Source organism: Pontibacter sp. JAM-7 (assembly GCF_048548695.2).
GTDB lineage: Bacteria > Pseudomonadota > Gammaproteobacteria > Pseudomonadales > Balneatricaceae > Neptuniibacter.
On sequence record NZ_JBLYIF020000012.1, the window covers coordinates 16625 to 35749 of the forward strand.

Genomic DNA, 19125 nt, shown 5'->3' on the forward strand with positions numbered 1-19125 from the left:
TCAGTGCGGATAAAAATTCGCGGCGTGTTTAGCAATCCACTCCAACGCCGCATCTTCCTGGCTTAAATACCGCCCCTGAGAATAAGCTTCCTGGCGATATTGCTCGATATGACACACCTGCTCAACCATCCGCAAGGTATGTGCCGATGGCAGATCTGAAAAGCTGATACCCACGTGAAAACCATTCTCTTTTCTGCGGCACCACACCACATGACCACAAATCTCGAAGGGAGGCTCCTGAATATAGATTTTGACGTCAACAATCACTCCCGGCGGCACCATATGATCAGACACGCAGGACAACCCCCCGGCACTGACATCGGCAGTAAATACCGTTTCTTCGTTATAGGTATTAGGGACCAGTTTTATAGGTATCGCAGCAGGATGACGGATAAAGCGGCGAGGCATGTCTGCTCCTCCCCAAAGAGAGCATAAGAGAACTCATGGTACTTAAAACCGGCCAATCTTGATCGATACTAAAAACCCAAACTCGGCAGGCCGGACGTTTTACAAGTCTAGCCGCAAACGGATCAACCCGCCAAAAGCAAAACGCCTTATAGTCAGCCATTGCTTAACCCCACCCTGATCAACTGTTAAGATCAGACAAAACATATCAAGGGAGCAATGTATGAAACGGTTACTTAGCATCCTGTGCCTTAGCACACTGGTATTAGGTTTAGCCGCCTGTTCGGCTGAAGTTGGTAGCCCAGAATGGTGTGCCGAAATGAAAGAAAAACCCAAAGGCGAGTGGACGGCTAACGAAGCGGCAGAATTTACTAAGTCCTGTATCTTTCAGTGAGCTAAGGGCTGGCAGTCAAATACTGCCAGCCTCATCCACAGTTAGCCCCGCGCCAATAGTTCACGCAAGTCAATAATGGCTGCATTGGCTCGGGAAATGTAATTCGCCATCACCAACGAGTGGTTAGCAAATAAGCCAAAACCGCCGCCATTGAGGATTACCGGACTCCAAACAGTTTCCTGTGTAGCTTCAAGCTCACGAATGATCTGCTGCAAACTGACCCTAGCGTTTTTCTTCTCCAACACCGGGGCAAAATCGACCTCTATTGCCTTCAGGATATGCAACAGCGCCCAGGCAGAACCTCGGGCTTCATAAAACACATCATCAATCTCTAGCCAAGGAGTTTTAATCTCCTGTAAAGCTGACGTCCCCGTTGACTGAGCAGCATCAGGGTCACCTGCCAAGTCAGTATTCAGGCGCTTTTGCCCTACGCTGGCACTGAGGCGCTGAGACAGGCTTCCCAGCCGGGTCTGCACATCCCCCAACCAATTATTCAAATTATCGGCGCGGGCATAAAACTGGGTTTGACCATCGCTGGACTGAGCCAATGCCAGTTGATATTTATGTAAGGCTTTCAGCCCTTCACGGTATTGCGACTCTGTAGAGGGCAACCACCAACTGTTATTATCAAAATGAAATTGAGGTTCAGTCACAGTCAACATTGGGTTTTCTACGGACTGAGACTGAGAGCGACTGAAATCCTTGCGCAGACCTCTGGCCAGGTCCCGGGACTGCACCAACACACCGAATTCCCAGTTACTGATGTTATCCAGCCATACACCGGGAGGCAGGCGATCATTGCTTATGTAGCCGCCGGGTTTATCCAGTAAGGTGCTCATCAACCGGTGCAGAGTATAAACCGTGGTATAGCCCGTCGCTGGTTCAAGTTGCTCACCTGCAGCATCATCCCGGGCAGTAACCGCCGGCTCAAAGGCCGCAGGCGTCAAGCTCCAATAGATACCCAACGGCACTGACACCACCAGAACCAGCAACAAAATCGCCAGCACACCACGGCCAATTTTGCCTGCTGGCATATTATCCCAAACGTCTAAAAACCAATCGATCAGTGCAGCCATCAATACTGACTCTCTTTGCAATGTCATGAGCAATCATTCTACTCTGCCAGCTGGATAAGATACCAGCCAACACAACAACACTTATCTGGTGGTTAATTATCGCGCATACGACTAAATTAATAGTCTGAAAGCATTGGGTGCATCCGCACAATGCAGTATGGTTAGATTTCGGAAAGCCCTCACCGCAAAGGAGATGTTCATGCGAACTGAGTTAGCCCTTAACTCGTTGCGCCGAATGTTTGCTGTAGCTCTAGTGCTATTAATCGCCGCACTGGGTTACGAACTGTATAACTCTTGGCATGAAGCCCAACACACCAAGTTAGACCAGTTGAGACAGCAAACTAACCGGTTGATTGACCACAACCGGGCCTATTTCACCGCCGAAACCCTTAAAGTTCAGCGCAAGTTCTCAGCCAGCCTGCTGTCTGACCCAACCGCCCAGGCAGCACTCATAGGCATAGCAGAACAACCAGCCGTTGCCGGTTTACTGCTGCTGAATGCAGACGGCCAACAGGTCTACCAACAAGGCTTGGAACCCGATACACCACTTCAGGCCCATGCCAATGAGACTATCCGTCTGGTAAATAGCACCAACACCACTCAGGTAGCCCCGGCGATAACCGTTGCCAACGCAGAAAACCAGTCGCTTACTCTACTGCCGCTGTTTATTCCTTTGCTGGATAACGCTGAGAAACTCAAGGGGATTCTGGTTGAGCTGCTGCACATTAACGGCAATGACAGTTTTCTCAACGGTTTGCCGATGCACCTTGGCACAGAGCTATGGCTGATTGATAACAATGGGCAGGTCGTACTGGATTACCCAGTCGGCTTACTGTCCGGCGAAACCATCAGTCCAAATCTGCTGGCACAGATCAAAGACAACCACCTGTCATTTAAAGCCCATGATGCAACCACGCTTCGACTGGCAGGTGCTGAGCAACTCGTCAGCATCAACTATTTTTCAGAATACCAACTCTATACTTTATCCAGCACACCCTCTGCTGTACTACAGCAAAGCTGGATCAACCGGATGAAGCCCATGATTTTCGCATTTGTCGCGCTGCTCGTGATTCTATTTGTGGCTTATTTGCTGCTGACCCGTAAACAACAAACCCTGGCGACACCCAGCGCTGCAGGCCGTAGCAAGGACTCTCTGTCTGAGGCAATTGAGCAGACTGCGCATGGCGTGGTGATTACTGACAGCAAATGGATCATCCGCTATGCCAACCGCCATTTCACCCTTGATGGTCAGATGCATGACAGTAAAGCGCTGCGCAAGAAACCCTTAACCGATTTTCCTCCCTTTAACAGCCTTGCGGCTGAGCGCATCAGCATTATCAGCGCGCTGGAGCGTGACGGACACTGGAGTGGCGAACGCTTCACCGATCATAATGGCCATTGGTATCACATCTCTCTAAGCAGCATTGCTGGTAAAAAAGAGGCCGAAGAGGGCTACATGTTCTTGCTGCAGGATGTGACCTCCCGCAAGAAAACAGAACTCAAACTCAAGTCCCTGGCCCGAAATGAGCCGTTGAGCGGCTTACCTAACCGCAGCTGGGGTGAAGAGCAACTGACCCGAGCATTAAATATCGCCAAAGACGCCAAAAAACCGGTCTACATCTGCTATCTGGATATAGACAGCTGGTGCACGTTTAACGATGATCCATCACACCACCTAGGCGATGATCTATTTAAAGAGATTGCCAGGCGCCTACGCCACAATGCAGAAAGCAATAATGTGTTCCATATGGGTGGCTATGGTTTCCTGATTTACCGCTCCGCCGAAGACCTACCGCTAGAAACCTTTGCTGAGCAATTACTGGAGCAAGTCACAACCCCACTTAACCTAGATAATAAGCTGATCTCCATTTCAGCCAGTGCCGGTGTCGCTATGGCACCAGAAGACGGTAAAACCGTCACTGAATTAATGCATGCTGCCAGTGTCGCTCTGGCAGAAGCCAAACGTACTGGACGCAACCATTACGTCCGCTATACCGAGGACCTCGAAGCTCAGCGAGAACGCAAAGCCAAACTGGCTGCCGAACTGCCCGGGGCACTGGAAAACCAAGAATTTTATCTGGTCTACCAGACTAAAAACTTCATCAAGTCCGGCAAAATGATGGGCTTTGAGGCGCTGCTGCGCTGGCACAGCCCCAAATTAGGCGAAATTTCAGCCCGGGAATTCATTCCAATAGCGGAAGAAACCGGCCATGTGCAGCAGTTAGGCCAGTTTGCAATCGAGCAGGCCTGTACCGCCTTGGCCAACTTCCTTGAATTGAGCAATCGCCCAATGCGTATGGCCGTTAACCTATCACTCGCCCAACTGCGACATGAAGGTCTGCTGGACCATATTCAAGCGACTTTGCAGACCACCAAACTGAACCCTAAATATCTCGAGCTTGAACTGGGTGAACCTGTGCTCTCCGCTCACCTGCAGGAACTGATGCCAAAACTGCATGAGATCCGGCAACTGGGCATTGCTCTCAGCCTGGATAATTTTGGCACCGGTAACAGCTCACTTAGCTATCTGAGTAAAATGCCGATCAGCAGCCTGAAAATTGACCTGACCTACATCCGTGACATTGTGAAGAATCCGCACCATGCAGCGCTGACCCGCTCTATCATTTCCATGGCACACGCCCTTAAGCTGAAAGTGGTAGCAGAGGGCATCGAAAGCCGCGAGCAGTTGATGCTACTGAGGGAGTTTGAATGCGATATCGTGCAGGGATACCTGTTTACCAAACCGCTTAGCCAAGAAGATATGGGCGACCTGATCGAGATTGAAAAGCTACCTCAAGCTATCAAGTTTGATAGCAACACCGACAACATGTTTTAACACTCCCCTGCCGACTGGTCATCAAAGCCAGTCGGCAATAATCCTGATATTTTGCTGCGCCGCGTCATTAAAAGCTTATACTGAGTACTTTAGTATCTCCTTATTGTACCCAAGGGCTCAGTGGAGGCCGCTATTGCCATGATCATCAAAGAAAAACCCCCAGTACACGACCAACTGGAATTTTTTATCCGCCAGGCGGAGGCTGCCCGTCCGGTTCGCACGGCAGTCGTGCATCCGGTTGATGGCAACAGTTTGATTGGAGCCATTGAAGCCGCCGAACATGGCTTGATTGAGCCGATATTGATAGGCCCGGCACACAAAATCCAAGCCATCGCAGACGAAAATCAATTAGATATCAGTCGGTATGAGCTACTCAACACGGAGCACAGTCATGCAGCCGCTGAACTGGCCTGCGATGTGATAAGAAACGGCGCTGCAGAAACCCTAATGAAGGGACACTTGGGCACATCTGAACTGTTAAGTGCCGTGGTACACAAAACACGCGGCATCCGCACAGAACGCAGGTTGAGTCATGTATTCGTCTTTGATGTTCCCAATTACCATAAACCACTGGTCATAACAGACGCGGCAATCAACATTGTCCCCGACCTAATGTGTAAACGTGACATTGTGCAAAACGCGGTGGATTTCTGCCGCTCTTTAGGCGTGGAGCTGCCTAAAGTAGCCATGTTATCCGCAGTGGAAAAAGTAAAACCCAACTTGCAGAGCACTCTGGACGCAGCGGCACTCTGTAAAATGGCAGACCGGGGCCAGATCACCGGCGGCATTTTAGATGGTCCGCTGGCCTTTGATAATGCCATCTCCAAACAAGCCGCACTGGATAAACACATCGTCTCTGAGGTTTCCGGAGAAGCCGATATCCTGCTGGCACCCGATCTTGAAGCGGCAAACATGATCGCTAAGCAGCTAATATATATGGCAAATGCAAAATCTGCAGGCATTGCCTTGGGCGCAAAAGTCCCCATTATTTTAACCAGTCGTTCGGAAAAAACACTGGGCCGATTAGCATCCTGTGCCTTGGCTTCCCACATGGTTCTGGATAAACAATCTGAGCAGTAATGACTTACTCTATTCTCACCGTGAATGCCGGCTCATCCAGCCTTAAGTGTGCGCTCTATCAGGTATCAGGGCAGCAGTTAACCGCTGAATATAAAATTAAACTAGGTAATTTACTGGACACACCCCGTGGTCAGCTCAAACAGTTAACCACCGGCAAGCAGACACTTTTTGATTTCGACTTCAGTCAGGTTGCCGCAGCCGATCGCCATGAAGCGGCATTACGTCATATTCTGGACTGGCTGAGTTCACAGCAAAGTATCGCTCCGCTGCAGGCTGTAGGCCACCGGATTGTTCATGGTGGACATCAGTTCGATAAACCGATGCGTATCAGCCCACAACTTCGTGAGCAAATGGCACAGTTAATACCGCTGGCGCCACTGCACCAGCCTTTCAATTTGAAACTCGTAGATGCCTGCCACGAACTGGCGCCGGAGATTCCCCAAATCGCCTGTTTCGATACCATGTTTCATACCTCAATCCCTGAACTAGAAAGCCTCTACGCCATACCCAAAACATACCGCGATGCCGGCATTCGACGTTATGGCTTCCATGGGCTTTCATACGCTTACATTCAGCGCCAGTTGCAACAGATAGGTACCGGCCAAGTAAATACCGTTATCTGTCACCTAGGGGCCGGTGCCAGCATGTGTGCTGTCAAGCAGGGGTTGTCGATTGCCTCGTCGATGGGATTCACGGCAGTCGAAGGCCTGCCAATGGGCAGTCGAAGTGGTAGCCTGGACCCTGGTGTTTTGCTTTACCTTCAGCGCCACTATCACATGGATACTGATGCCCTGGAAAACATGCTCTACAAAGAGAGTGGCTGGCTGGGCATTTCAGGTCTCAGTAGCGATATGTTGAGCCTGCATAATGCGCAAAACCCCGATGCCGAAACAGCGATTGACTATTTCTGTTACCGGGCTGCACTGGAGATTGGGCGCCTTAGCGCTGCACTGGAAGGGCTGGAGCAGTTGGTATTTACCGGCGGTGTTGGAGAAAATGATGCCGACGTGAGGCAGCGTATTCTGACACGATGTCAGTGGCTAGGCATTAAAATTAACCGTGAAGAAAACAGCCGTGGTGCAGCACTGATCAGTCACCATGACTCCGATATCCCTGTCCGGGTTATCGCTACCAATGAAGAAGCGATGCTGGCGCACTATACGATGGAGGTCTTATCGCCATGAAACATCAACAAGGTTATCGCGCCGGCATATTTATAGCACTGCTGTCACTGGTATTAGCAGGCTGTTCAGACAGCAGTGATGATTCGACAGCCGATCAGCATCATATGTTTGAACAGCAACAACAGGCACTGGAAAAAGCCAAAACCGTGCAAGAGACATTGGACCAGGCATATAAAACCCAACAGCAGGAATTTAACAAACAGCACTAAGCCCAAGGCCACTCAGGGTGAAAATCAATTCTGCGTCTTTTACACTATTCTGATGAACTCCCCGCAACCGGCAAACTGTGAACAAAAAACTTTTACTGACTGCCCCTTATGTGAGCGGCAAGCCCACCTCACATTTCATCACTTTATGCCTAAAAAGCTTCATCGACGGAACCATTTCGCTAAGCATTACAGCCGCAAGGAGCTCAATGCTGGCATTCATATTTGCCGTCAGTGCCATAATGGCATTCACCGTTTTTATGACGAAATGACACTAGGTAAGCACCTTAATACCCTTGCGGCCTTGCAACAGGATCCAGCCCTGGCGAAACATTTTGCCTGGATAAGCAAGCAACGCATTCAAGCAAGCCGCTAAGGTTAGCTATCCGTTGGCAACAAAGACCCATGCCTCCCTGCACCACCCTACGAATGATCTACCCCCAGGCTAGACCCGTAAATGCTTATATCAGCAGCGTTGGTGGGGATATGGATAAAAAAGCGATCCAGGTGGAAATTAACCCGAAAGAGATAGCGAAAACAGACAGCTCAGACCTATCTGCGCTTGTCTTGTATGGCCAGGATATTCGCCGATTTTCACTTATAGATGGAACCCAAGAAGCCACATTAGGCCGCCAGATCAACAGCGTTATCGGCCAGCTATTAACCCTTATCGCGACATCAGCATCTGGCCTGGAGTGGCTCGAGGGGGTTATCACAGACCACCTTGCGAAACAGTTGCGTATCAATGGAGAGCCCGCTAAACGTTGGGACGTACCCGAGCACCCCAGCATCATAGAAAACCAGATTATTACCCTGATAGACACACTCAAGGTTATTCAGTACTTATCAACGGCAAATGAAGCTGACCAAGCAAATCCAACAGAGCTGCATAGCCAGCTGATTGAACGGGTCTTGCAGCTGAACTTAAGTCGGCAAATATTTATCGAGATGTGTCAGATACAAGCAGCAACAAGGGCTCCGCAACGATCGGTATTTATAAAACTGACGGCCCAATATGACAGGCTGCGCCACAAACTTATCAGCAGCAACCTTCGCCTGGTATACAGGGTGGCAGCAAAATATCGTGAACTGGGAGTCAGCTTTGAAGATCTTTTACAGGATGGCAACCTTGGCCTGATCAAAGCCGCAGATCGCTTCAACTTTGCCAAAGGCTATCGCTTTTCTACCTATGCATACTGGTGTATCGATACCGCGCTAAAAAATGCGTTGCAAAAGCGTTACCACCTGATATCGAGGCCCGTCCACCTTCAAGCTAAGCTATCTCGCATCAGAGGTAGTGTGCAAGCCCACCTGCATAAATATAACCGTGAGCCCAATCTTGACGAGCTAAGCAGCGCAACGGATATCCCGCTATCAACACTGCAGGCCATTGCCGCTTTTCCCCAGACCCCTTTATCCCTTTCTCTCCCCCTGCAGAACGAAGATGGTGCCACCCTCGACATGTTTTTAGCGGATCCAAATGCGCAAACTGAAACAAAACTCTATCAAAGCAGACAGAAACGCTTACTTAACTCCTTGGCACAAGTGCTCACTCGGAGAGAACGCCAGGTACTTGAGATGCGATTTGGCATTGAGTGCCATACAGAACACACACTGCAACAGATAGCGACACAACTCAACGTGAGTACCGAACGGGTGCGACAGATACAGCATTCCGCGCTAGATAAATTACAGCAGCGCGCGGATCAACTGCAATCCAGTCGGTGCCACCCTGAGCTGGACCACTGACAGGCGGCATTATGCAAATTAAACACTTCATCCAAGCAGAATTGCGGGGACAATCAGTGGCGTGAAAATACATGCCAATAGCTGCGGGCCTATGGTGTTAGAGGTGGTTCACACAACAGCTAAAAATGCGACCTGCTCACTTCTTAAGGATCGACACCAGCATATTATCACCTGCCACACTTTTGCTGATGTATACAAAACCTGTCGTAACGCTGGCATACGCCAAGCCGAACTTTGCCAACAGATAGCCCATGCTGAAGCCTGTGATCACCCAAATGTACCAACGATTACCCAAACCATGCAGTTGGTTTTCTAATAGCCGCGACAGCGATATACAAATTAAATAAGCCTAAATCGATCTGAAAGTGCCAAGGCAACGTATCGCTTTAAGTATCCCTGCGGATATCTCTCCGACTGACAAAAAAGGATTTTAAAATGGACAAAAATAACCGAACTTGCAAAGCAGCCATCGGAATTGGCTTAGTGAGTGCAGCCCTTGCACTCTCTGCTGGCTGTCAAAACACGACTAAACCAGAAACTTCTCAAATCAAAGGCGATGGTGACTTGGCCGTCCCTACTGGCTACCAAAGCTGGGCTAAATTTGTTCCCACTGTAGACAAAGTAAAAGCGGGGCAGGTCCGTGAAATCTACATTAACGACGTTGGCATGCAGGCAAATAAGGGAGATAACTTCCCCTATGGCACCACCACCGTGATGGAAATTTATGCGGCCAAAAAAGCGGCGGATGGCTCACCACAGAAAGATGCTGATGGCCGCCTGGTCAAAGACAAACTTGCCAAGATCTTCGTCATGTCGAAGGGGGAAGGCTGGGGTGATATGCTGCCGGCAACCACAATCAAAACCGGCGACTGGCTCTACAGTGCATACCAGGCTGATGCCAGCACACCTGCCACTCAAGATTTTAGCGGCTGCCGCAGCTGCCATACACCACTCAAGTTAGACGACTATGTTGCGCGGTATGACGAGCACTTCTATCACAAGTAAGACAGATAGCAATCGTCAGCGCGATTAACCGCGCTGACGTACTGCTTCAAACAAACACACACCGGTGGCAACAGATACATTCAGGCTGCTTACCTCTCCCGCCATGGGAATTTTCACCAGTTGATCACAGTTTTCACGCGTTAGTCGGCGCATACCCTGACCTTCCGCACCCATGACCAGGGCCATTGGGCCGGTGAGGTTGGACTGGTAGAGCTCCTGATCGGTTTCTCCTGCGGTACCGGTAATCCAGATACCCCTCTGCTGCAACATTTTCAGTGTACGAGACAGGTTAGTAACCTGGACGTAGGGCACCACCTCTGCAGCACCGCAGGCAACTTTGGCCACTGTGGTATTTAACGGTGCAGATTTGTCTCTGGGGGCAATTACCGCATGCACACCTGCCGCATCGGCGGTACGCAAACAAGCTCCCAGATTATGGGGGTCTGTCACACCATCCAGTACCAGCAAGAAAGGATCTGACGTTAGTTGATCCAGCAATTGCACCAGGTCTGCCTCGGACTGCGCCCGCATCGGTTCACACAAGGCAATGGCTCCCTGATGCACCTGTCCCGCTGCCAGCTTTTCCAGTTCTGCCTTAGCCACCCATTGCAATTTGATATGTTGCTGTTCAGCCAAATCAACTAATGCCTGGATTTTCTGGTCACGACGGCCCTGCAACAATAGAACCTTATGCACCCTGCGAGCATCTCGCTTCAAGGCAGTTTTAACGGCGTGCAGCCCAAACAGATATTCGTATTGCATTAATAACCCCGAATAATTGACGCATTACCGTCAGCAAAACCAGCTAAGACTGGTATCTAAGCGCGAATTATGGCGAATAACTCGGCAAAAACCCAGCTTGAAAGGGCACTCACTGCAGGATAACAATCAATAAAAAACCGCGCCAAAGCGCGGTTTTTTTTTAAATCACTAATGCTGACTTAAGCTGTTTCCAATCCGGCGAATACTGCATCACGGATCTGATCAACACTGCCAACCCCTGGCACATAAACGTAAGACGGTGCCGTTGCAGCCTCTGCTTCCGCCCAGCCTTTGTAGTAGTTGATTAGCGGTTTAGTCTGTTCGTGATAAACACTCAGGCGATCGCGGACAGTGTCTTCCTGATCGTCAACACGCTGCACTAAATCTTCACCGGTGACATCATCCTTACCTTCTACCTTAGGTGGATTAAATACCACGTGGTAAGTACGGCCTGACCCCTGGTGAACACGGCGGCCCGACATGCGTTTGATGATCTCTTCATCCGCAACATCAATCTCAACAACTGCATCAATTTTGACACCCGCATCCTTCAGCGCGTCAGCCTGAGGAATCGTGCGTGGGAAGCCATCAAACAGGAAACCAGCTGCACAGTCGGCTTCTGCGATACGTTCTTTCACCAAGCCAATGATGATGTCATCAGAGACCAGTTGGCCCGCGTCCATAACCTCTTTCGCTTTCAGGCCAAGAGGGGTACCGGCTTTCACAGCAGCACGCAGCATGTCACCAGTAGAGATCTGCGGGATACCATACTTTTCTGTGATGTACTGCGCCTGGGTACCTTTACCTGCGCCTGGTGCGCCGAGAAGGATAATACGCATACTGAAAACTCCTAAATAATATTTTGAAAACAGGGGAACCCGAGATCCCAATCATTAAAGACTCAGGAATACACGATAGCGTTAAAATCGGATCACGAGTTCTGAAACGGGTGTCAGCCAAATGATGGTCAGACTGAGCAAAATCTGTTCCTTAATTACACTAATGGCCGAAAATACCACGGCCATAATCCTGAACAATTCGACATTAGCACTAACATCACCCAACTAAAGTGCGCTCATCCAAATTAATCTTGCCCTAGGGAGGGCTAATTATACCAACTTAATACTTATATTTCATATGGTTATGAAACATTATCCAGTGTTTCTCAAACCGGCTGAAATACCTGCCATGGTTACCATCAAAGCTTGCTCGAGACGTTGGTCCGGCTGGTTTCGGTCACGGTGCAACAGTTCCGCTTGCAGAAAATGTAATGGATCTAAGTAGGGATTACGCACCTCAATGGACTGCCGAATCATCGGCGTCTTTTCCAACAAGCTACTTTGTTGTTTGATGCTGTTGATACAAGCCTCCATATCAGACAGGCGGTTACGCAGGCTGGAACCAAGCACGCCTAACTCCTTAGAAACCAAGCGCTCATCATAATAGGCTGAAATATTACTGTCACTTTTAGCCATCACCATTTCCAACATATCAACATTGGCGCGAAAAAATGGCCACTGTTGATACATAGTCTGTAACAAACGACCGGCGTCGGGCTGTATGCCTTGCTGCAGAGCTTTGTCCGTACCCAACCAGGCAGGCAACATCAAACGTATCTGAGTCCAGGCAAAAATCCAGGGAATGGCACGCAAACTCTCTACCCCACCGTCCTGTCGGCGTTTGGCTGGTCTTGAACCCAAAGGCAGCTTGGCCAGCTCTTGCTCCGGCGTCGCGGCTCTAAAATAGGGCACAAACATCGGGTCTTCCCGCACGATATACCGATACTCACGCATACCGATACCAGCCAGCGACTCCATCTGTTCGCGCCACGCCATTTCCGGGCTCGGCCCAGGCTCCAGTGTTGCTTCCAGAACAGCACCCACAACCAACTCTAGGTTACGTACGGCAATTTCTGGCATGCCGTATTTAAAGCGAATCATTTCGCCTTGTTCGGTCAGACGTAGGCCATGATCTACAGAACCCGGAGGCTGCGCCAGAATGGCTGTATGTGTCGGGCCACCACCACGGCCCACCGTGCCGCCTCGGCCATGAAACAACGTCAGCTGAACACCCTCATCCTTACAGAGCTGAGTAAGGGCTTCCTGAGCCTTATATTGCCCCCAGGCCGCTGCTAACTGCCCTGCATCCTTGGACGAATCAGAATAACCAATCATCACTTCCTGATGGCCTTCGGTATACTGCTTGTACCAGTCAACCTTGAGCAACGCGGCAATACAATCGCGCGCATTATCCAAGTCAGACAGCGTTTCAAATAACGGTACCACCCGCATATTGTGCTGAATTCCCATCTCCCGTAACAACAGGATCACCGCCAACACGTCAGACGGCTGACTGGCCATTGATATCACATAGGAGCCTAAGGCACTCGGCTCGGCCTCCGCCACGACTTTGCAGGTATCCAGCACCTCTTGTACATCTACCGAAGGACTCCACTGCTTCGGCAGCAACGGACGACGGCTCTGTAGCTCTTTCAGCAGAAAGCTCTGCCGCCCCTCTTCACTCCAACCGGTATAGGAACCCAAACCATAAAATTGGGACAACTCATCAAACACCTGAGCATGTCGATCCGAACTCTGACGAATGTCGAGTTTAATCAGCGTCAGTCCAAAACAGGCGATACGCCGAATAATATCTTCTAACGCCCCGTGGGCAACCAGCTCCATGCCGCAGCTCTTCAAAGAGTGATGGCAGAGCATCAGGGGTTCCAATAATTCACTCTGTTGGAGGTATATATCACCACACTCGATTGACTCACCCCTGAGTTTGGCCTGCAACCAGCTTTTGGTTGCCGCCAGGCGATCACGCACCTGGGCCAGTATTTCACGGTAAGGTTCTGGACTATGACCACTGCGCTCTAATAGCTCATTGGTGGCATATTGCATCGACAGCTCAGAACGTAAGGCATCGATATCGGCATAATAGAGGTCTGCGGCCATCCAACGAGCCAGCAACAACACCTCTTCAGTCACAGGGGCCGTGACATTAGGGTTACCATCACGGTCCCCTCCCATCCAGGAGGCAAAGCGTACTGGGGAGCAACCCAATGGTAAGTGCTCGCCCAGGCTCTCCTGAAGCTGCTCATCTAAGCGGCGTAGGAAGGTGGGCACCGCGTGCCAAAGAGAATTCTCAATGACAGCAAAGCCCCATTTTGCTTCATCAACCGGGGTAGGACGCTGTTTGCGAATTTCATCGGTGTACCAGATCTGGCAGATCAGCTCATCCAAGCGCTGTTGCGCCCGGCTATCACCCATATCTAGCTGTTTCAGACAGAGGGCAACGTCATCATATTTTTGAATAAGAGTACGGCGATTGACTTCGGTGGGGTGTGCCGTTAAAACCAGATCAATCTGCATTTTACCAACGGCATGGGTAATCTCCTCTGGAGGGAACCCCTGCTGACGCAGCTGACCAAACAAACCACACAATGAATCAGGCGTGCACAGTTCAGCCCCTTCTTCATCTCTAAGGCGCACCCGGTGATGTTCTTCAGCAATATTCGCCAGATTAAGGAACTGGTTGAAGGCGCGGGCTAATGGCAGCACATCATCTTCGCTCAACGCCTGCAGGGCAGACAGCAGCTCTTCGTGCTCTGGTTGCTCAGCACTCCGTCCCGCTTTAGCTAACTGGCGAACATGCTCTATACGTTCAAGGAAATCATCGCCCAGTTGAGCCCGAATGGTGGTACCAAGGCTGTTCCCCAACATGCGGACGTCATCACGTAATGCTTCATGCAGATCAGTCATACTCACTCCAATGGCAGACACCGTTCAGGGCAGCACAGCCACATGCTTACAGAGGTTTAACCTGCAATAAAAATAACGCTATATGCGGATTTAGAACACCATGAAAAGATAAGTCGTAAGCTATGTGGACGCATCAGTTGCATTTGATGCTACATGAATACACGCAATAAGAACTACTACTTTTTGCCTACAGGCCTTGCTCTTTTGCTTCACGCCACCACTGGTCCAGCTCTTCCAGACTGAAAGCTTCCCAAGGCTGACCAGCAGCAGATACTTTGGCTTCAATAAAATTAAAGCGCCGCTGAAACTTAGCATTGGTTGCACGAACCGCCATTTCAGGGTTTACCCCCAGGTGACGTGCCAGATTAACCTGGGCAAATAAAAGGTCACCCATCTCTTCGCGAACACCGGCCTGATCTCCTGCAGCCAATGCCTCCCGAACCTCATTCAGCTCTTCTTCAACCTGATCAAGCACATCGGCAGGTTTGTGCCAGTCAAAACCAACACTGGCCGCTTTTTTTTGCAACTTATAGGCTCGGTTCAGTGCCGGTAGACGATTAGGCACCTCATCTAATAAATAGCTTGGATTGACTGCTGCGTGGCTCGCCTTCAACTCCTGTTGTTTTATCGCTTCCCAGCGTTGGCCAATTTCAGCTTCATCAGGTGTCTCACCAGGATCTCGTTGCGATTCCAGCGTACCATCGGGGAATACATGTGGGTGACGCCGCAGCAGCTTCTCAACCAGACTATTGACGATATCGTTAAAAGAGAAATGCCCCGCCTCTTCCCCCAAACGAGCATAGAAGATCACCTGAAACAGCAAATCACCCAGTTCATCTTGCACATGCCTCCAATCCTGCTTATCAATTGCATCAGCAACTTCATAAGCCTCTTCGAGGGTATGGGGTACAATACTGGCAAAATCCTGTTTCAAATCCCATGGACACCCCGTCTCAGGGTCACGCAGGCGTGCCATTAGGGTTTGCAGTTGTTTCAGGTCAAACTCAGGTTTGGGGGAGGAATGACTCATAAGGATACACCGCTGCGCTGGCGATGTACTTCCATCACATTTGGAATCTGGTTGATTTTATCCATTATCTTACCCAGCATTTCCAAACCGGAAATTTCTACCGTCAATGTCAGGCGGGCCATATTTTCCCGTTTATCTGACAGCGTGTTGGCCGCGATAATATTGAGATTTTCCGTCGCCAGCACCAGCATTACGTCACGTAACAAACCTGAACGGTCAAAGGCTTCAATAAATATATCAACCGGATAAGTGGACTCACCCTCTTCTCCCCAGTCAACTTCAACAATGCGCTCAGGTTCACGCTCCTGCAATTGAATCAGATTGGTGCAATCTTCACGATGAACTGAAACACCCCGCCCCTGAGTAATATAACCGGATATAGGATCACCAATGACAGGTTTACAGCAATGAGCCAGTGTCGTCATTAAATGACCGACACCGCGAATACGAATACCATCCGGTTTGCGTTCAACACTGTTATTTTGCAGCGCGAGGTCAAGTTGTGTTTCCGCTGGATCCTGAACCACCTGACGCTGTGCAGCGTTGATAATCTGAGATAAACGCAGATCACCCGCGCCTAACGCAGCATACATATCCTCAACTGATTTGTAGTTAACCGCTTCACTGATCTGGCGCAGGTTCAAACCTTCGTGGTCAATAGCCAAGCGCTTAAACTCTTTACTGACAATATGCCGTCCCGCATCAGCATTTTGCTCTTTCGCCTGTAATTTGAACCAGTGGGCAACTTTGGCTCGAGCACGAGAGGTCGTCACAAACCCCAGATTCACATTCAACCAGTCACGACGGGGCTTTTCTTCATTACCAGTAAGGATTTCAACCTGGTCTCCGGTATGCAGCCGACGGTTAAGCGGCACAATGCGACCATTAACCTTAGCACCCCGGCAACGGTGGCCTATCTCAGTATGCACTCGATAAGCAAAGTCAACCGGTGTCGAGCCATTCGACATATCAATGACATGGCCATCCGGCGTGAAGACATAGATCCGGTCTTCCACCACATCACCCCGCAGCATGTCACCAAAGGCTTCACTCTCACCCAAGTCATCATGCCACTCTAAAACCTGCCTGAGCCAGGCAATCTTGTCTTCGTATGCCACACTGCCCGACTTAATGTCAGTACCCTTGTACAGATGATGAGCACAGACCCCAAGTTCAGCTTCTTCATGCATGGTGAAAGTACGGATTTGAATCTCCAGCACTTTACCATCAGGACCAAATACAGCGGTGTGTAATGACCGGTAGCCGTTGGGTTTAGGGGAAGCGACATAGTCATCAAATTCGTGCGGAATATTACGCCACAAGCTGTGTACGATGCCCAGTACGGCGTAACAGTCACGACTTTCCGGCACAAGAATACGCACCGCCCGCACATCATAGACCTGATTGAAATCGATATTTTTGCGCTGCATTTTGCGCCAGATACTGTAAATATGCTTGGCGCGGCCATTTACCTCGCCGTCAATATCCGCTTTACCAAGCTCATCCTGCAACAGGGAAACAACGCGATCGATATAGCTCTGCCGATTCAGCCGCTTCTCATCCAGCAACTTGGCAATATGTTTGTAATCATTCGGCTTTAAATAGCGAAAAGAAAGATCTTCGAGCTCCCACTTGAGATGCCCTATACCCAGTCGGTGGGCCAATGGAGCGTAGATCTCGAACACTTCTCGGGCTACCACATAGCGTTTTTTGCGGCTACCTTCTTTGACACCACGGATGGCACAAGTACGTTCAGCAATTTTAATGAGTGCAACCCGCACATCATCGATCATGGCAACCAACATCTTACGGATGTTGTCCATCTGGGTCGTATCACTACCCAGTACACTTTCATCAATACGCGGATTCTTACGGCTACCGATAGCAGCCATTTGCAGCACACCCATAATCAGCTGAGCAACATCGCGGCCAAACTGTTTGCGGACACGCTCTATAGGTAACTTGCGCTCACGTACACTGCGATACAGAATGCCGGCAATAATTGCCTCTTGTTCCTGTTGTAGATCAGCGAGTATCTGGCCCATCTCGAGACCCGTTCTGAAGCTGCCAATGGTATTTTCAGACCATACATCTTCAGCAGCGGTCACACGGTCATGGGCATGCTTTGCCACTTCACACGCTCGGCGTACCAGCTCAATGTCGTCTATATCTGTCAGTGATTGCAGATGCTGCAACCACAAATCCAGATCAACAGACCCGTCTTCTCTGACAGGCTGCTCTTCCCTAACTTTTACCACGTAATTAAACCACTCTCAGTTTCCGACTGTGTCAGACTACTTTCTTGTTATTTTGTTCCAGCGCGTTTCAGCCCTATATGGTGACATAAATCTATATATCTACTCGGCCAAGTGAGATTTCAACCAGCTGAAAAAGAATAAAAGTGAAAACCTCCAAGCTCATATCATACCCAATGGCAGATACAACAGGGGCCCCATATAGAGGCCCCGAATAGCTATTTAGCGTTGAAAACCCCTGTAGAAAGATAACGGTCCCCGCGGTCACAGATAATACAAACAATCATGGCATTCTCAACCTGATCGGCAAGTTTGAGCGCACCAGCAACAGCGCCGCCTGAAGAAACACCACAAAAAATACCCTCTTTCTGAGCCAGCAGGCGCATTGTATCTTCAGCTTCCTGCTGACCTATGTCCAGCACATCATCTACCCGACTACGATCGAATATTTTTGGCAGATATTCCTCTGGCCAGCGGCGAATGCCGGGTATTTGCGCACCATCAGCAGGCTGTAACCCTATAATTTGCACCGCAGGATTTTGCTCCTTGAGGAACTTAGAAGTACCCATGATTGTGCCGGTTGTACCCATGGAGCTAACAAAGTGGGTTATTTGCCCCTGAGTTTGTTGCCAGATTTCAGGACCTGTACCCTGGTAATGGGCCTCGGGGTTATCCATATTAGAAAACTGATCTAATACAATGCCTTTACCCTCTGCCTGCAGCTGTAACGCCAGGTCACGAGCCCCTTCCATACTCGCTTCTTTAGACACAGTGATGAGCTCTGCGCCATAAGCTGTCATAGAGGCTTTGCGCTCAGCACTGCCATTATCAGGCATAATCAGGATCATTTTGTAACCCTTGATCGCGGCAGCCATCGCTAACGCAATTCCGGTATTACCGGATGTAGCCTCTATCAAGGTGTCACCGGGCTTGATCTGTCCACGCGTTTCTGCGCGTTGGATCATACTGAGCGCAGGGCGGTCCTTCACAGAACCGGCTGGATTATTTCCCTCTAACTTACAAAGAATGACATTGCCACGTCCCTGACCAATACGCTGTAAACGCACTAAAGGAGTTTTACCAATAAAGTCTTCAATTGTAGGAAATTGATCCAGCATTTAATGCCATCCTGCCTAAGGTTAGTAACAAAATGAAATAAGAAATTTTACTGTTATAACAAATATGACGTTGGATTCTAACGAGGGTTCACAATGAGGACAAGCGAATAGATTGCATATACAACTGCCTCTACAACGAGAAAACAGGCCATAAAAAAAGGCCCATCCGAGAGGATGAGCCTTCTTTTCTAATTAAATGCTTGGCGATGACCTACAATAAGTTGAAAGCAGCACTTCCAATCGCTTCGCGACGCCCTTGGC

At 49.7% G+C, this 19125-nt stretch carries 15 protein-coding genes; 7 read left to right on the forward strand and 8 right to left on the reverse strand.

Annotated elements, in window-relative coordinates; genetic code table 11:
* Positions 1-408: a PilZ domain-containing protein gene (locus ACFVYJ_RS13320; protein ID WP_419416013.1), complete on the reverse strand. Its 408-nt coding sequence runs from the start codon at positions 406-408 to the stop codon at positions 1-3.
* 220 nt (positions 409-628) lie between these two features.
* Between ACFVYJ_RS13320 and ACFVYJ_RS13325 the strand changes: the two genes are divergently transcribed.
* Positions 629-799: a DUF3012 domain-containing protein gene (locus ACFVYJ_RS13325; protein ID WP_419416012.1), complete on the forward strand. Its 171-nt coding sequence runs from the start codon at positions 629-631 to the stop codon at positions 797-799.
* A 41-nt stretch (positions 800-840) separates the two neighbouring features.
* On the opposite strand, the gene ACFVYJ_RS13330 is transcribed toward ACFVYJ_RS13325, so the two are convergent.
* The gene (locus ACFVYJ_RS13330; RefSeq protein WP_419416011.1) at positions 841-1902 is read right to left on the reverse strand and encodes a DUF2333 family protein; all 1062 of its coding nucleotides are present in this window, start codon (positions 1900-1902) and stop codon (positions 841-843) included.
* A gap of 172 nt (positions 1903-2074) precedes the next feature.
* Here ACFVYJ_RS13330 and ACFVYJ_RS13335 point away from each other — a divergent pair, with 172 nt between their 5' ends.
* From ACFVYJ_RS13335 to ACFVYJ_RS13360, 6 genes are all read left to right on the forward strand, one after another.
* A complete protein-coding gene (locus ACFVYJ_RS13335; RefSeq protein WP_419416010.1) occupies positions 2075-4711 on the forward strand; it encodes a bifunctional diguanylate cyclase/phosphodiesterase in 2637 nt (878 codons plus the stop codon).
* 102 nt (positions 4712-4813) lie between these two features.
* On the forward strand, positions 4814-5791 hold the full coding sequence (locus tag ACFVYJ_RS13340; protein ID WP_419416029.1) for a bifunctional enoyl-CoA hydratase/phosphate acetyltransferase: 978 nt from the start codon (positions 4814-4816) through the stop codon (positions 5789-5791).
* Positions 5791-6975, forward strand: a complete 1185-nt coding sequence (locus ACFVYJ_RS13345) for an acetate/propionate family kinase (RefSeq protein ID WP_419416009.1) — start codon at positions 5791-5793, stop codon at positions 6973-6975. The genes ACFVYJ_RS13340 and ACFVYJ_RS13345 overlap by 1 nt, the downstream gene beginning before the upstream one ends.
* Positions 6972-7184 carry a hypothetical protein gene (locus tag ACFVYJ_RS13350; RefSeq protein ID WP_419416008.1) on the forward strand — a complete coding sequence of 71 codons (213 nt, stop codon included), beginning with the start codon at positions 6972-6974 and terminating at the stop codon, positions 7182-7184. Before ACFVYJ_RS13345 ends, ACFVYJ_RS13350 begins: the two co-directional genes overlap by 4 nt.
* Positions 7185-7667: 483 nt before the next feature.
* Entirely contained in the window at positions 7668-8930 is a 1263-nt protein-coding gene (locus tag ACFVYJ_RS13355) for a sigma-70 family RNA polymerase sigma factor (protein ID WP_419416007.1), read from the forward strand.
* 435 nt (positions 8931-9365) lie between these two features.
* On the forward strand, positions 9366-9935 hold the full coding sequence (locus ACFVYJ_RS13360) for a cytochrome P460 family protein (RefSeq protein ID WP_419416006.1): 570 nt from the start codon (positions 9366-9368) through the stop codon (positions 9933-9935).
* A gap of 24 nt (positions 9936-9959) precedes the next feature.
* Here ACFVYJ_RS13360 and rlmB read toward each other — a convergent pair whose 3' ends face one another.
* The 6 genes from rlmB to cysM form a co-directional block, all read right to left on the reverse strand.
* A complete protein-coding gene (gene rlmB / locus ACFVYJ_RS13365; RefSeq protein WP_419416005.1) occupies positions 9960-10697 on the reverse strand; it encodes a 23S rRNA (guanosine(2251)-2'-O)-methyltransferase RlmB in 738 nt (245 codons plus the stop codon).
* A 179-nt stretch (positions 10698-10876) separates the two neighbouring features.
* Positions 10877-11536, reverse strand: a complete 660-nt coding sequence (adk, locus tag ACFVYJ_RS13370) for an adenylate kinase (RefSeq protein WP_419416004.1) — start codon at positions 11534-11536, stop codon at positions 10877-10879.
* 312 nt (positions 11537-11848) lie between these two features.
* Positions 11849-14461, reverse strand: coding sequence for a phosphoenolpyruvate carboxylase (ppc, locus tag ACFVYJ_RS13375; RefSeq protein WP_419416003.1), 2613 nt, complete (start codon positions 14459-14461; stop codon positions 11849-11851).
* A gap of 187 nt (positions 14462-14648) precedes the next feature.
* The gene (gene mazG / locus ACFVYJ_RS13380; RefSeq protein WP_419416002.1) at positions 14649-15491 is read right to left on the reverse strand and encodes a nucleoside triphosphate pyrophosphohydrolase; all 843 of its coding nucleotides are present in this window, start codon (positions 15489-15491) and stop codon (positions 14649-14651) included.
* Positions 15488-17749, reverse strand: coding sequence for a GTP diphosphokinase (gene relA, locus ACFVYJ_RS13385; RefSeq protein ID WP_419416001.1), 2262 nt, complete (start codon positions 17747-17749; stop codon positions 15488-15490). The genes mazG and relA overlap by 4 nt, the downstream gene beginning before the upstream one ends.
* A 215-nt stretch (positions 17750-17964) precedes the next feature.
* A complete protein-coding gene (gene cysM / locus ACFVYJ_RS13390; protein WP_419416000.1) occupies positions 17965-18864 on the reverse strand; it encodes a cysteine synthase CysM in 900 nt (299 codons plus the stop codon).
* Positions 18865-19125 lie beyond the last annotated feature (261 nt).